Consider the following 13056-nt stretch of genomic DNA (forward strand, 5'->3'; position numbering starts at 1 on the left):
AGCCACCCGCGGCCCGGCCTCACAGCGGCAGCTTGAAGTACCAGCGCACTGAATGGAAGAACACCGGCGCGGCAAAGCACAGCACGGCGATGCGGTCCAGCAGGCCCACGGCGCCGGTGATGTTGCTGCGGTTGCCCCAGTACTCGACCCCGGCGTCCTTCTTCAGCGCCTTCATCACCAGGGCGCCGAAGCTGCCTGCGCCCGCCGCGATGAAGGACATCACCAGGGCCTGTCCGGCCTTGAAGGGCGTGATCCAGTAGAGCAGGGTGCCCACGACGGCCGCCGTCAGCGTGCCCACCCACCAGGCGCGCATGGAGAAGCTGCGGCTGATGCGCCGGGCCAGCGGCCGGCGGCGCAGCCGCTTGGCGGCGAGGTACTGCGCGATCTGCCCGCAGGCGGCCACGATCACCAGGTAGAAGAGCAGGAAGGCGCCGCGACCCTTGAAGCCGGGGAAGTCCAGCAGCAGCAGGGCCGGCGCGTGCGAGAGCCCGTAGACGCAGACCATGATGCCCCACTGGATCTTGGCATTGCGCTCCAGGAAGCGGCGCGGGTCGTCCGCCAGCGCGCTGGCCACCGGGATGGCCAGGAAGGCGTAGACCGGGATCAGCACCGAGAAGATGTCGAACTGCCGCGTGCCCACCAGCACGTACTGCAGGGGCAGGATCACGAAGAAGGCGAGGATGAGGCTGCGGTGGTCGCCCCGGCGCGTGTGCATCAGGGTGATGAACTCGCGCAGCGCCAGGAAGCTGAAAACGCTGAAGAGCAGGGTCGCGCCCACCGGGCCGGAGATCCAGGCTGCCCAGAAGAGGCTGGCGAAGAGCCACAGCATGTTGAGCTCATGGCGGAAACGGCTCCAGCCGCGGTGCCATTCGCCGTCGTCCTCGTTCTCGGCCCGCTTCTTGAGCGAGAAGAGGAAGCTGCCGATGCTGGTGAGCATCAGCGCGCCGAACAGCATCACGAACAGGAAGGCCACCTGCTCGCTGGAGTTGAGGGACTTGAGCCAGCGCAGCCCGTTCATTCGCGCCACCCGCCGGGTTTGAGCGCCATCACTTCGGCGCGGGCGCGCTCCAGGAAGGCGCGCTTGTCCTCGCCCTCATTGAGCTGCATGGGCGCGCCGAAGGTGACGGTGCACAGGATGGGCACCGGCACCACTTCACCCTTGGGCATCACGCGCTGCACGTTGTCGATCCAGGTGGGGATGAGCTTGAGCTGCGGGAACTGCTCGGCCAGGTGGAAGAGCCCGGCCTTGAAGGCCTGGGGCTCGCCCTTGTTGGAGCGGGTGCCCTCGGGGAAGATCACCAGGGAGTCGCCTTTGGACAAGGCTTCGACCAGGGGCTCCAGCGGGTCTTCGTCCGGCGTGCTGCGGGTGCGGCTGACGTAGATGGCGTTGAAGACATTGGAGGTGAGCCAGGTCTTGAGCGGGCTGGAGGTCCAATAGTCGCGCGCGGCGATGGGCCGGGTCGCGGCGCGCAGCTCGCGCGGCAGCGAGGCCCAGATCAGCACCCAGTCGAAATGGCTCTGGTGGTTGGCGAAGTAGATGCGCTGCTCCGCCATGGGCGGGCAGCCTTTCCAGTGGCCCTGGGCGCCCGTGATCAGGCGGGCCAGGAAGGCCAGAAAGAGGCCGGTGGAGTCGGCAATGGACATGATGGGCGGGATTCTAGGGGGCTGACGATGGGCCCGCCGGCCCTAGGATGGAGAGGAAACCCCAGGCGCCCCTCGCCATGAGTGGCCGCCCCGCCCTTCAGGAGATCCAGACGATGCTTTCATCCCCCCTGTTCAGGCCGCTGCTGCTGGCCGGCTTCATGAGTGTCTCGGCGACCGCGTGGGCGGCCGACCTGCAGATCCAGGTCCTGGACCGCACCGGCAAGCCCCTGCCCGAGGCGGTCGTGCTGCTGGACAGCCAGCAGCCCGGCCCGCGCCCAGCGCCCCACCTGGAGCAGACCATCACCCAGCAGCAGATGCGCTTCCTGCCGCAGGTGAGCGTGGTCTCGCCCGGCGCCAAGGTGACCTTCACCAACCTGGACAAATGGAACCACCATGTGCGCGGGGGCTTGAGCGGCCCTGGCGGCGTCTACCTGGACCCGACCCAGGGCTTCAGCTTCAAGCTCTCGGCCAAGCGCGAGGGCCAATCCCTGGCCACCGCCACCCAGCAGCTGACTCAGCCCGGGCCCTATCTGCTGGGCTGCCATCTGCACGGCTCCATGCGGGGCCATGTCTACGTCAGCGACACGCCCTGGGCGGCCGTCAGCGACGACAAGGGTCAGGTCTTGCTCGCAGGCGTGCCCGAGGGGCCGGCCCGCGTGCGCGTATGGCATGTGGACCAATTGGTGGATGGCGCGCCGCAGGCCGTGCAGGTCAGCGGTGCGGGTGGCATGGTGAAGCTCCCCACGGCCATCGAGGCGAAGGCGCGCAAGCCCGCCGCGGAGGAACGGCCGCCCGGCTATTGAGTCCTGTGCGGCGTCTCAACCGGCGGCGCGCATCATCAGCGCCGCCTTCTCGCCAATCACCATGCAGGGCGCATTCGTGTTGCCCCCAATGAGCGTGGGCATTACGGAGGCATCCACCACGCGCAGGCCCTGCAGGCCGTGCACGCGCAGTTCGGCATCGACCACGGCCATGGCGTCGCGGCCCATGCGGCAGCTGCCAACGGGGTGGTAGACGGTGTCCACGCGGCGGCGCAGCAGGGCGCGGATCTCGTCGTCGGTGTGGGCCTGGGCCTGCCACAGCTCGCGGGTCCAGAAGGCGCGCAGCGAGGGCTGGCGCATGAGCTCGCGGCTGAGCTTGAAGCCTTCCATCAGCTCGTCCACATCGGCCGGGTTCGCCAGGAAGGCGGGATCGATCAGCGGGCGATCCTCGATGCGCGGTCCGCTGAGTCGCACGCTGCCGCGGCTGCTGGGGCGCAGCAGGCACACATGGCAGGACAGGCCGTGGCCCAGGCCCAGTTCGCGGGCGTGGTCGTTCACCAGGGCCACGACGAAATGCAGCTGCACGTTGGGCAGGGCCAGGTCCGGGCGGGTCTTGAGGAAGCCGCCGCACTCGGCGAAGTTGGAGCTGATCATGCCCCGGCGCTCGCGCTGGTAGCGGACGATGCTCTTCGCGAGCCGCAGACCGCCCTTGAGCGAGATGCCCACGGTGTCCAGGCTCTCGCTGAGGTAGCCATGCACGAAGTCGGGGTGGTCCTGCAGGTTCTCGCCCACGCCGGGCAGGTGCTGGAGCACCGGGATGCCCAGGTCCTGCAGATGCGCGCCCGGACCGACGCCGGAGAGCATCAGCAGCTGCGGCGTCTGCAGCGCGCCCGCACTGAGCACCACTTCGCGCCGGGCCTGGATCTGCACGCGGGGGCCGCCCAGGCGGGTCTGCACGCCCACGGCCCGGCGGCCCTCGAAGACCACGCGCTCGACCTGCGCGCCGGTGATGACGCGCAGATTGGGTCGGTGGCGATTGGGCTCGATGTAGGCCCGTGCGGCGCTCCAGCGCTCGCCCTCGTGCTGGGTGACCTGGTAGACGCCGATGCCTTCCTGGTCGTGGCCGTTGAAGTCATCGGTGATTTTCAGGCCCATGGCGCGGCCGGCGTCCAGCCAGGCCTGGTGCAGGGGGCTGTCGGTGCGCAGGTCGCTGACCTTCAGCGGACCGTCCTGGCCGTGCCAGGGGGCGCCCAGGCGCTCGTTGCACTCGTTCTTGATGAACAGGGGCAGCAGGTCCTCGAAGGACCAGCCGGGGTTGCCCAGGGCGGCCCAGTGGTCGTAGTCCGCCCGGTGGCCGCGGGCATAGACCATGGCATTGATGGCCGAGGAGCCGCCCAGGGCGCGACCGCGGGGCTGGTAGCCGCGGCGGCCGCCGAGGCCGGCCTGGGGTACGGTCTCGAAGGCCCAGTTGTTCAGCGATGTCGGGATCTGAAAGACGCCTGCGGTGGGCGTGTTCACCACCCAGCTGTCGCCGCGGCCGCCGGCCTCGATGAGCAGCACGTCCACCGAGGGGTCCTCGCTGAGGCGTGCCGCCAGGGCGCAGCCGGAGGAGCCGCCGCCGACGATCACGTAGTCATGGCTCTGGTCGAAGGTCATGCGCTGGCTCCTGTCGGGGCGTGGGGTCAGGTCTTGCCTGGATGCCCACAGGCTCAGGCGATCTTGCGCAGCAGGCCCAGGAGGGTCTTGAAGGTCTCGCCGTAGGGCGGCTGGAACAGCCGGGTGCCGGCGAAGCGGGACTGGACGAAGACGGGCTTGAGCTTGCTGAAGGTGTCGAAGCCCCATTCGCCGTGGTAAGCGCCCATGCCGCTGGAGCCCACGCCGCCGAAGGGCTGGGACTCCTGGCCCAGGTGCCAGATGCAGTCGTTGATGGTCACGCCGCCGGCATGGGTCTGGCTGAGCACCTGCTCGCGCGCCCGGGCGTCCTCGCCGAAGAAGTAGAGGGCCAGGGGGCGGTCGCCGGCGTTCACCTGGGCGATGGCCTGGTCCAGGCTGTCATAGGGCAGGATGGGCAGGACGGGGCCGAAGATCTCCTCCTGCATCAGCTGCATAGAGGGCTTGGCGTCCAGCACCACATGGGGCGTGAGCTTGCGGCCGGCGCCGGGGTCCAGCTCCTGCGGATGGCTGGGCAGGAGCTCGGCGCCCTGGGCTCGGGCGTCGTCCAGCAGCTGCTGCAGGCGGGCACGGTGGCGGGGCGTGGCGATGCTGGTGTAGTCGGGGTTGGCGTGCACGGTGGGCACCATGCGGCGCCAGTGGCCCAGCACGGCCGCGGCCAGGGGGCGGACCATGTCGCGCGGGGCCAGCACGTAGTCGGGGGCGACGCAGGTCTGGCCGGCGTTGAGCAGCTTGCCGTAGGCCAGGCGCGAGGCGCTGCGTTCCAGGTCGCAGCTGCGGTCGAAGATCGCCGGGGACTTGCCGCCCAGCTCCAGCGTGACCGGGGTGAGGTTCTTCGCGGCGGCCTGGGCCACATGGCGGCCGACGGCGGTGGAGCCGGTGAAGAAGAGGTGGTCGAAGGGCAGGGCGGAGAAGGCGCGGGCGAGCTCGGCGTCACCGGTCAGCACGGACATCTCTTCTGGGCTGAAGTGCTCGGCGACCATGCGGGCCATCAGGGCCGAGGTGGCGGGCGTCAGCTCCGAGGGCTTGATCATCACCCGGTTGCCGGCGGCCAGCGCGGCGATGGCCGGGCCGGTGGTCAGGTAGTAGGGGTAGTTCCAGGGCGCAATGATGCCGACCACGCCCAGGGGCTGTGGCATCAGCACATTGCTGCCGGGCATGAAGTGCAGGGCCGTGGGCATGCGGCGGGTCTTCATCCAGCCCCGCAGGTGCTTGATGGCATGCTCGGCGCCGGTGATGCTGGTGAAGACCTCGGCCAGCAGGGTCTCCTGGTGGGCGCGGTGGCCGAAGTCCTGCGCGATGGCCTCGCACAGCGCCTGCTCGTGCAGGCGCGTCATCGCGATGAGGCGCTGCAGGCGGTCCTTGCGCACCGCGAGCGTCGGCATCGGCTCGCGCGCATAGGCGGCGCGCTGCGTCTCGAAGGCCAGCTGCAGGGCTTCCTGGGTCGAATGTTCCATGGCGGTGTGTCTCCTGCCGCGAGGCTAAGCCCAAACGGCGGCACCACCAAGCGTGGCGACCCTCGCCTAGAGAAGCCCGTCTAGTCGCGGAGGTGACAGGGGCCGCTGCGGCGCTGAGCGGCGCCGCCTACCCACGGCTCTCGCATGTCATGGACTGAGCATCGCCGGGACGCGGGGGGCACGATTGCTCCATGTCCCCCGCCGTCGCCTGCGGCGCCGGCTCCTCCTTTACTTCCGCAATCGCGCCCCCCGCATCCCGGCTCCAGCATCACTGAGTGCAGGCCCGCTGGCTGAAGTGCTGCATCGTTGCGAGCGCGTATCGCGAGCTGCCCCTCCCTATGCGAGAGCCCAAAAGAAGAAGCCCACCGGTGCAAGCCGGTGGGCTTCGTTCAGAGCGACGCCTGCGGATCCGGCTCTGCCGGGCCGTCAGGCGTGCCCCCTGAGGGGGCCGGCGGAGCCGGTAGGGGGAGAGTCAGTCCACCCCCTCGAGGGGGCCGGCGAAGCCGGTAGGGGGGGAGCCTTCAGTGCCTAAAGTGGCGCACGCCCGTGAACACCATCGCCACGCCGCGCTCGTTGGCGGCGGCAATCACTTCCTCGTCACGCATGGAGCCGCCCGGCTGGATCACGCAGCTCGCGCCGGCATCGGCCAGCACGTCCAGACCGTCGCGGAAGGGGAAGAAGGCATCGCTCGCCACGACGGAACCCTTCAGGTCCAGGCTGGCGTTGGCGGCCTTGATGGCGGCGATCTTGGTGGAGTCCACGCGGCTCATCTGGCCGGCGCCCACGCCCAGGGTCATGCCACCGCCGCAGAAGACGATGGCATTGCTCTTGACGTACTGGGCCACGGTCCAGGCGAACATCAGGTCATCGAGCTGCTGGGCCGTGGGCTGCAGGGCGGTCACGACCTTGAGGTCGGACTTCTGCAGGAAGTGGTTGTCGGCGCTCTGCAGCAGCAGGCCCGAGCCGATGCGCTTGCTGTCGCCCAGGTTGCGGCCCTGCAGCCACGGCGTTTCGCCGCCCGGTGGCAGGGCGATTTCCATCAGGCGGACGTTGACCTTGCTCTTGAAGATCTCGCGGGCCTCGGCCGTGAAGCCGGGGGCCATCAGCACCTCGACGAACTGCTTGGACACCAGCTCGGCGGCCGCGCCGTCCACCTCGCGGTTGAAGGCAATGATGCCGCCGAAGGCGCTGGTCGGGTCGGTCTTGAAGGCCTTGGCATAGGCCTCGGCCGGCGTCGCGGCCACAGCCACGCCGCAGGGGTTGGCGTGCTTGACGATCACGCAGGCCGGGGTGCTGAAGGACTTCACGCATTCCCAGGCGGCATCTGCATCGGCGATGTTGTTGTAGGACAGCTCCTTGCCCTGCAGCTGCTTGCCCGTGACGATCGATCCGGGCGCGGGGAAGAGGTCGCGGTACAGCGCGGCGGTCTGGTGGCTGTTCTCGCCGTAGCGCAGGTCCTGCACCTTCACGAAGGTGCTGTTCATCTGCGCGGGGTAGGCGGCTAGGCTGCCGTCGTCCTGGCGGGCGCTGAGGTAGTTGCTGATCGCGGCGTCGTACTGGGCGATGCGGTTGAAGGCGGCCACGCTGTAGGCGAAGCGCGTCTTGTCGCTGGTCTTGCCGTGGGCCTTGAGCTCGTCCAGCACGCCGGCGTACTGGCTGGCGTCGGTCAGCACGGTGACGTCCTTCCAGTTCTTGGCGGCGCTGCGCACCATGGCCGGGCCGCCGATGTCGATGTTCTCGATGGCGTCTTCCAGCGTGCAGCCTGCCTTGGCCACGGTGGCTTCAAAGGGGTAGAGGTTGACGGCCAGGATATCGATGGTGGCGATGCCGTGGTCGGCCAGGGCCTTCATGTGCTCGGGCAGGTCACGGCGGGCCAGCAGGCCGCCGTGGATCTTGGGGTGCAGGGTCTTGACGCGACCATCCAGCATCTCGGGGAAGCCGGTGTGGTCCGCGACTTCCGTGACCGGCAGGCCGGCGTCGGCCAGCAGCTTGGCGGTGCCGCCGGTGGAGAGCAGGCGCACGTTCAGGGCGTGCAGGGCCTTGGCGAAATCGACGATGCCGGTCTTGTCGGACACGGAGATCAGGGCAGTCAGTTGCGTCATGGTGGACTCGGGATGGTGGGGATTCGGTGGAGCAGGGCGGCCCCCGCGCTCAGAGCAGCTCGTGGTCGCTGAGCTTGCGGCGCAGGGTGTTGCGGTTGATGCCCAGCCATTCGGCGGCCTTGCTCTGGTTGCCGTCGGCCTTGGCCATCACGACTTCCAGCAGGGGCTTCTCGACCAGCTTGATCAGCATGTCGTGCATGGAGTGAGGGACCTCGCCGTCGAGGTCGCGGAAGTAGGCCTCGAGGTTCTCGCGGATGCACTGGTCGATGGGTTTGGGCGTCATGCCAATAGCCTTTGTTCTTCTGCGTCGTCGTCGTTGGCCGCGTCCAGGGCGGGCGGGAGGTAGGGCAGGCGCTCGTGCTGGTCGGCCAGGGCGGCAAACCAGTCGGAGAGGGCCTGGACCTGCGCCTCGCAGCTGTCCAGCCGGTTCATGGCCTGGCGGAAATCCTCCCCGCCAGGCAAGGCCTTCACGGCCCAGGCGATGTGCTTGCGCGCGCTGCGCATGCCGCTGTCGCTGCCGTAGAGGCTGTAGTGGTCCTGCAGATGCTCCAACAGCCAGTCGCGCGCCTCCAGCACGCGCGGGGCGGGCAGGTGCTCGCCGGTGGCCAGGAAGTGGGCGATCTCGCGGAAGATCCAGGGGCGGCCCTGCGCCGCACGGCCCACCATCAGCGCATCGGCGCCGGTGTGCTGCAGCACCTGCAGGGCCTTCTCGGGGCTGTCGATGTCGCCGTTGGCGACCACCGGGATGCCCACCGCCGCCTTGACGGTGCGCAGGGTGTCGTACTCGGCCAGGCCCTTGTAGCCTTGCTCGCGGGTGCGGCCGTGGATGGTCAGCATCGCGATGCCGGCGTCCTCCGCCATGCGGGCCAGGGTGAGTGCGTTGCGGGCCTCGGCGCTCCAGCCGGTGCGCATCTTCAGCGTCACGGGCACGTCGAAAGGCCGGCAGGCCTCGACTACCGCGCGCACGATCTCCGCGGCCAGGGGCTCGTTCTGCATCAGGGCAGAGCCGGCCCACTTGTTGCAGACTTTCTTGGCGGGGCAGCCCATGTTGATGTCGATGATCTGGGCGCCGCGCTGGATGTTGTAGACGGCCGCCTCGGCCATCATCTGCGCCTCGGTGCCGGCGATCTGCACGGCGATGGGGGCAGTCTCGCCTTCGTGGTTGGCGCGGCGCGAGGTCTTGAGACTGTTCCAGAGGTCCTTGCGCGAGGTCACCATCTCGGAGACAGCGTAGCCCGCGCCCAGGCGCTTGCACAGCATGCGAAAGGGGCGGTCCGTCACTCCGGCCATGGGTGCCACGAACAGAGGGTTCGGCAGCACATGGGCGCCTAGCCGCAGCGGTGTGGGCAAGGGGGAGGGCATGGGAGGGGCGGGCGGCTGCTCAAAAAAGAGGCAATATTATAACGCCTGCCACTCCAGCAAGCCGCGCGGGGGTGAGAGCCGGTCCGGCTTGAGACCCCGCGGCTGACGTTCACCGCGCAAAGCTTCACGCCCGCACGGGCCGGTGGGGCTCACGCGCGCATCGCGGTCATTGCGCCGGCACGTTTTGCTTGCGCCAGAGCTGAATGGACTGGCTGATCCAGTCGTTCATCTGCGTGGTCCTGGAGAGCTTGTAGACGGCCCGCGCCAGCTTGCCGCGCAGCTCGGGCGTGTTGCAGGCCGACTTGTGCGAGAGCGTCAGGTACAGCGGCTCCTTGGCCACGGCGCCCTCCAGCTGCTTGATGTCGGTGATGGCCATCTTGGCCAGGAAGGCGTCGCCGGGGCTGTCCTCGTAGACCAGGTAGTCGGCGCGGCCCTTCTGCAGGATCTGGATGGCCTGCTCCAGGCTGGCCACCTGCGTGATCCTGAGGTTCTCGCGGGCGTAGCGGTCGAACTCTTCGCCGAAGCTGTTGTTGATCACGGTGACGCCCTGGCGGCCTTGCAGGTCACCCCACTTGCGGTACTTGAGCTTGCTGCCGTCCTTGGTCCAGACCGCCGAGCGGGTGTCGCGGAAGGGCGGGTGGAAGTAGTCCATGTATTCGGTGCGCGGCACCGTGAAGAAGGCGCCGGCGATGAGATCGACCTTGCCGGCCCGGACCTCCTCCTGCACGCGGCCCCAGGGGCCCACGTAGCGCACCTCGATGGGGATGCCGATCTCCTTGGAGAGCCACTGCATCATCTCGGCATTGGCCCCGACCAGCTTGCTTTCGTCTTCCGGGGCGCGCCACAGATAGGGCGGGTATTGCGGGTTGCCGGAGGCCAGCAGGTGCTTGCAACCCTCCTGTGCCATGGCTGGGTGGACCAGACCCAGTGCCGAGCTCAGGACTCCCAAACAGACGAACCCAGTCCTTGTGAATTTCAGCATTGCCCGTGACCTCTTTGATGGCCAAGCCCGGACGAGGTCGTATCGACCCTGATCCAGTTGTGCGCTCCCTGAACCACTGAGTGTGCATGCCTTCCGTCATGGGTGCAACCCGACAGGACAAGGAATTGTGGTGTCCCTCGCATAATGGTCCGCATGGAGCAATCGATGATGGATGCGCTGGCCGCCGTGCTGGCTTTTTTTTCCCTGCCGAAGGTCGGCCTGCCGGCAATCTTCGTGATCGCTCTGGTGTCGGCCACGCTGCTGCCGCTGGGGTCGGAACCGGCGGTGCTGGCCCTGGTCAAGCTGGAGCCCAGCCTGTTCTGGCCGGCCGTGCTGGTGGCCACGGCGGGCAACACCATCGGCGGGGCCATCACCTGGGGCATGGGCTACGGCGCCGAGCGGCTCTACGAGGAGCGCGCCCACCACAGCCCGGCCAACAAGGCCCTGCGCTGGCTGGAGCGCTTCGGCCCCCGTGCCTGCCTGCTGAGCTGGCTGCCCTTGGTGGGCGATCCGCTGTGCGCGGTGGCCGGCTGGCTGAAGCTGCCTTTCTGGCCTTGCCTGCTCTACATGGGCATCGGCAAGTTCCTGCGCTACCTCTGCATGACGGCCCTGCTGCTGTGGGTTTTCCCGGGCCAATGGGGCGCTTGATGCGGCTCAAAGGCGGCCACAATCGCAGCCACGAGTGGCCGGCAGCCTGGCTGCCGCCGGCTGGGCGTCGAGGAAACGCCCTTTCATGAGTGACGACCGCCCCGGCGTCGTCGGACAAGAGACAAGACCATGAGCAAGACCGCCTACGAAACGCTGTGCGCCCGCCACGTGCGCATGTACCGCCTCTCCCACCTGCATTCGATCGCGTCCTGGGACCAGTCCGCCAACATGCCGTCCAAGGGCAACGAGGCCCGCTCGCTGGCGCTGGCCGAGATGGGCGGCCTGCTGCACCAACTCGCGACCGAGCCCGAGCTGCAGCGCCTTCTGGAAGCTGCCTCACAGGAGGACCTGGACGAAGTCGAACGCGCCAATCTGCGCGAGATGCAGCGCGCCTGGCGCGCCAGCAATGCGCTGCCGCAGTCCCTGGTGGAGGCCAAGAGCCTGGCCAACTCGCGCTGCGAGCACGCCTGGCGCAGCCAGCGCCCCGCCAATGATTGGGCGGGCTATGCCGAGAACCTGCGCGAGGTCGTGCGCCTGGCCCGTGAAGAGGCGCGCTGCCTTTCGGCGGTGACAGGTCTTGCCCCCTACGACGCCCTCATGGACCAGTACGAGCCCGGCATGCGCTCGGTCGAAGTCGATCGCGTTTTCGGCGACCTGCGCCAGTGGCTGCCCGGCCTGATCCGCGACGTGCTGGCCAAGCAGTCCCGCGAGGGCGTGACCCGCCCCGTGCCGCCCTTCTCGCAGGCGGCGCAAAAGGCCCTGGGCCACGACGCCATGCAGCTGATGGGCTTCGACTTCGAGGCTGGCCGCCTGGACGAGAGCGCCCACCCCTTCTGCGGCGGCGTGCCCGAGGATGTGCGCATGACCACGCGCTACCGCGAGGACGACTTCCTGCCCAGCCTGATGGGCACCATCCATGAAACCGGCCACGGCCGCTATGAGCAGAACCTGCGCCGCGACTGGCTGGGTCTGCCCATCGCCAACGCCCGCTCCATGGGCCTGCACGAGAGCCAGAGCCTGTCCTTCGAGATGCAGCTGGGCAGCCATCCCGGCTTTGCCGGTCTGCTGCGCCCCCTGCTGCTGAAGCACCTGGGCGATCAGCCGGCCTTCGAGGGCGGGAATCTGCACCGCCTGCTGACCCGCGTGAAGCCGGGCTATATCCGCGTTGATGCCGACGAGGTCACCTATCCGGCCCATGTCATCCTGCGCTACGAGATCGAGCGCCCGCTGATCGACGGGCAGATCGAGGTAGACGATATCCCTGCGCTGTGGGACGCCAAGATGCAGGAGTTGCTGGGTCTGGACACCCGTGGCAACTTCACGGACGGCCCCATGCAGGACGTGCACTGGGGCGCCGGCCTCTTCGGCTACTTCCCCTGCTACACCCTGGGCGCCATGTACGCCGCCCAGTTCTTCGCCGCCATGCGCCGCGAGACCCCAGACCTGGATGCCCGCATCGCTCGCGGTGAGCTGGGCCTGGTCTTCGACTGGCTGCGCAGCCGCATCTGGAACGAGGGCAGCCGCTGGGAGACGCCTGAGCTGGTGCGCCGCGCCAGCGGCGAGCCGCTCAACCCGGCCCATTTCCAGGCCCATCTGCGCGCCCGCTACCTCGGCTGAAGGCGGCGCACCCGGAAACAAGAAGAGGCCCGTTGGGGCCTCTTCTCGCTTCTTCTAATGGAACAGCAGCGCGGGGCTGCGGGGTGGCGGGTACGGGCCCGCTCGGTTTTTCAACGACGTCGCTTCTTGAATTCGTCCCGGGCTCAGGCCTTGCGGCGGCGTGCCACGAACAGGGAGCCGGCGGCCATGGCCAGCAGAGCCAGGCTGCCGGGCTCGGGCACGGTGCTCTTCGCGGCGGGCGGCAGCTGGGTGACGGACACGGCGTCCAGCGAGGTGCCCATGCCGTCCGAGGTGCCCGTGGCGCCCAGGCGCAGGGTGGTGCTGGTGCTGGTGGCCACGAAGTCCTGGTCGAACTGGGTCCAGCGGGTGATGGTGTTCGTACCGACCACGCCATCGAGGGCCGCGACCTGCCAGCGGATGCCGTTGCTGTTGGCGCCTACCTGGTCGGGCCGGTTGGCCCACATGAAGCTCAGATGGTAGGTCTGGCCGACGACGGTCGTGAAGGCCTGGGAGATCCAGCTGTTGCGGCTGGTGTCTAGCTCCACGAAGTTCAGTCCGGCGAAGGCCGAGCCCGCCACGTTGTTGCGGACCTCGACGTTCTGCGGGCCGACGGTCCAGCCGCTCAGGGTGCCATACGTGCTCCAGGTGCCTTTGGCCAGCGAGACGGACTCGAAGCTGCCATTGCTGATCAGGTTGATCGGCGTAGCCTGGGCCAGCAGGGAGGCGGCGCTCAGGCCGAGGGCGATGAGGAACTTCTTGGACACGGTGAGGACGGCTAGGGAAGCACCGGCGGTGCGATGACGCCATTGTTG

General features: G+C 68.6%; 12 protein-coding genes. 3 read left to right on the top strand and 9 right to left on the bottom strand.

Features of this window, described 5'->3' with window-relative positions; translation table 11 throughout:
• Positions 1-19: 19 nt before the first annotated feature.
• Both H5407_RS13070 and H5407_RS13075 read right to left on the bottom strand, forming a co-directional pair.
• Positions 20-1018: a phosphatidate cytidylyltransferase gene (locus H5407_RS13070; RefSeq protein WP_183104891.1), complete on the bottom strand. Its 999-nt coding sequence runs from the start codon at positions 1016-1018 to the stop codon at positions 20-22.
• Positions 1015-1644 carry a 1-acyl-sn-glycerol-3-phosphate acyltransferase gene (locus H5407_RS13075; protein WP_183104892.1) on the bottom strand — a complete coding sequence of 210 codons (630 nt, stop codon included), beginning with the start codon at positions 1642-1644 and terminating at the stop codon, positions 1015-1017. Before H5407_RS13075 ends, H5407_RS13070 begins: the two co-directional genes overlap by 4 nt.
• Before the next feature lie 113 nt (positions 1645-1757).
• Here H5407_RS13075 and H5407_RS13080 point away from each other — a divergent pair, with 113 nt between their 5' ends.
• Positions 1758-2447, top strand: a complete 690-nt coding sequence (locus H5407_RS13080) for a plastocyanin (protein WP_183104893.1) — start codon at positions 1758-1760, stop codon at positions 2445-2447.
• A 15-nt stretch (positions 2448-2462) separates the two neighbouring features.
• Here H5407_RS13080 and H5407_RS13085 read toward each other — a convergent pair whose 3' ends face one another.
• The 6 genes from H5407_RS13085 to H5407_RS13110 all read right to left on the bottom strand — a co-directional run bounded on the left by H5407_RS13085 (position 2463) and on the right by H5407_RS13110 (position 9904).
• Complete coding sequence (locus H5407_RS13085) at positions 2463-4061, bottom strand: GMC family oxidoreductase (protein ID WP_183104894.1); 1599 nt, start codon at positions 4059-4061, stop codon at positions 2463-2465.
• 53 nt (positions 4062-4114) lie between these two features.
• Entirely contained in the window at positions 4115-5533 is a 1419-nt protein-coding gene (locus tag H5407_RS13090) for a coniferyl aldehyde dehydrogenase (RefSeq protein ID WP_183104895.1), read from the bottom strand.
• 521 nt (positions 5534-6054) lie between these two features.
• On the bottom strand, positions 6055-7635 hold the full coding sequence (gene purH / locus H5407_RS13095; RefSeq protein WP_183104896.1) for a bifunctional phosphoribosylaminoimidazolecarboxamide formyltransferase/IMP cyclohydrolase: 1581 nt from the start codon (positions 7633-7635) through the stop codon (positions 6055-6057).
• A gap of 49 nt (positions 7636-7684) precedes the next feature.
• Positions 7685-7918 (bottom strand): Fis family transcriptional regulator, encoded by a 234-nt coding sequence (locus H5407_RS13100; RefSeq protein WP_183104897.1) that lies wholly within the window; start codon positions 7916-7918, stop codon positions 7685-7687.
• The gene (dusB, locus tag H5407_RS13105; RefSeq protein WP_183104898.1) at positions 7915-8997 is read right to left on the bottom strand and encodes a tRNA dihydrouridine synthase DusB; all 1083 of its coding nucleotides are present in this window, start codon (positions 8995-8997) and stop codon (positions 7915-7917) included. Before dusB ends, H5407_RS13100 begins: the two co-directional genes overlap by 4 nt.
• 166 nt (positions 8998-9163) lie before the next feature.
• Positions 9164-9904 (bottom strand): ABC transporter substrate-binding protein, encoded by a 741-nt coding sequence (locus tag H5407_RS13110; protein WP_183104899.1) that lies wholly within the window; start codon positions 9902-9904, stop codon positions 9164-9166.
• Between the two features lie 228 nt (positions 9905-10132).
• On the opposite strand from H5407_RS13110, the gene H5407_RS13115 reads away from it, so the two are divergent.
• Both H5407_RS13115 and H5407_RS13120 read left to right on the top strand, forming a co-directional pair.
• The gene (locus tag H5407_RS13115) at positions 10133-10627 is read left to right on the top strand and encodes a YqaA family protein (RefSeq protein ID WP_255501232.1); all 495 of its coding nucleotides are present in this window, start codon (positions 10133-10135) and stop codon (positions 10625-10627) included.
• A 129-nt stretch (positions 10628-10756) separates the two neighbouring features.
• Positions 10757-12244, top strand: a complete 1488-nt coding sequence (locus H5407_RS13120; protein WP_183104900.1) for a carboxypeptidase M32 — start codon at positions 10757-10759, stop codon at positions 12242-12244.
• Between the two features lie 143 nt (positions 12245-12387).
• Here the strand turns inward: H5407_RS13120 and H5407_RS13125 are convergent, their stop codons facing one another.
• Positions 12388-13008 carry a DUF642 domain-containing protein gene (locus tag H5407_RS13125; RefSeq protein ID WP_183104901.1) on the bottom strand — a complete coding sequence of 207 codons (621 nt, stop codon included), beginning with the start codon at positions 13006-13008 and terminating at the stop codon, positions 12388-12390.
• Positions 13009-13056: the final 48 nt, after the last annotated feature.

Source organism: Mitsuaria sp. WAJ17 (assembly GCF_014174515.1).
GTDB lineage: Bacteria > Pseudomonadota > Gammaproteobacteria > Burkholderiales > Burkholderiaceae_C > Roseateles_B.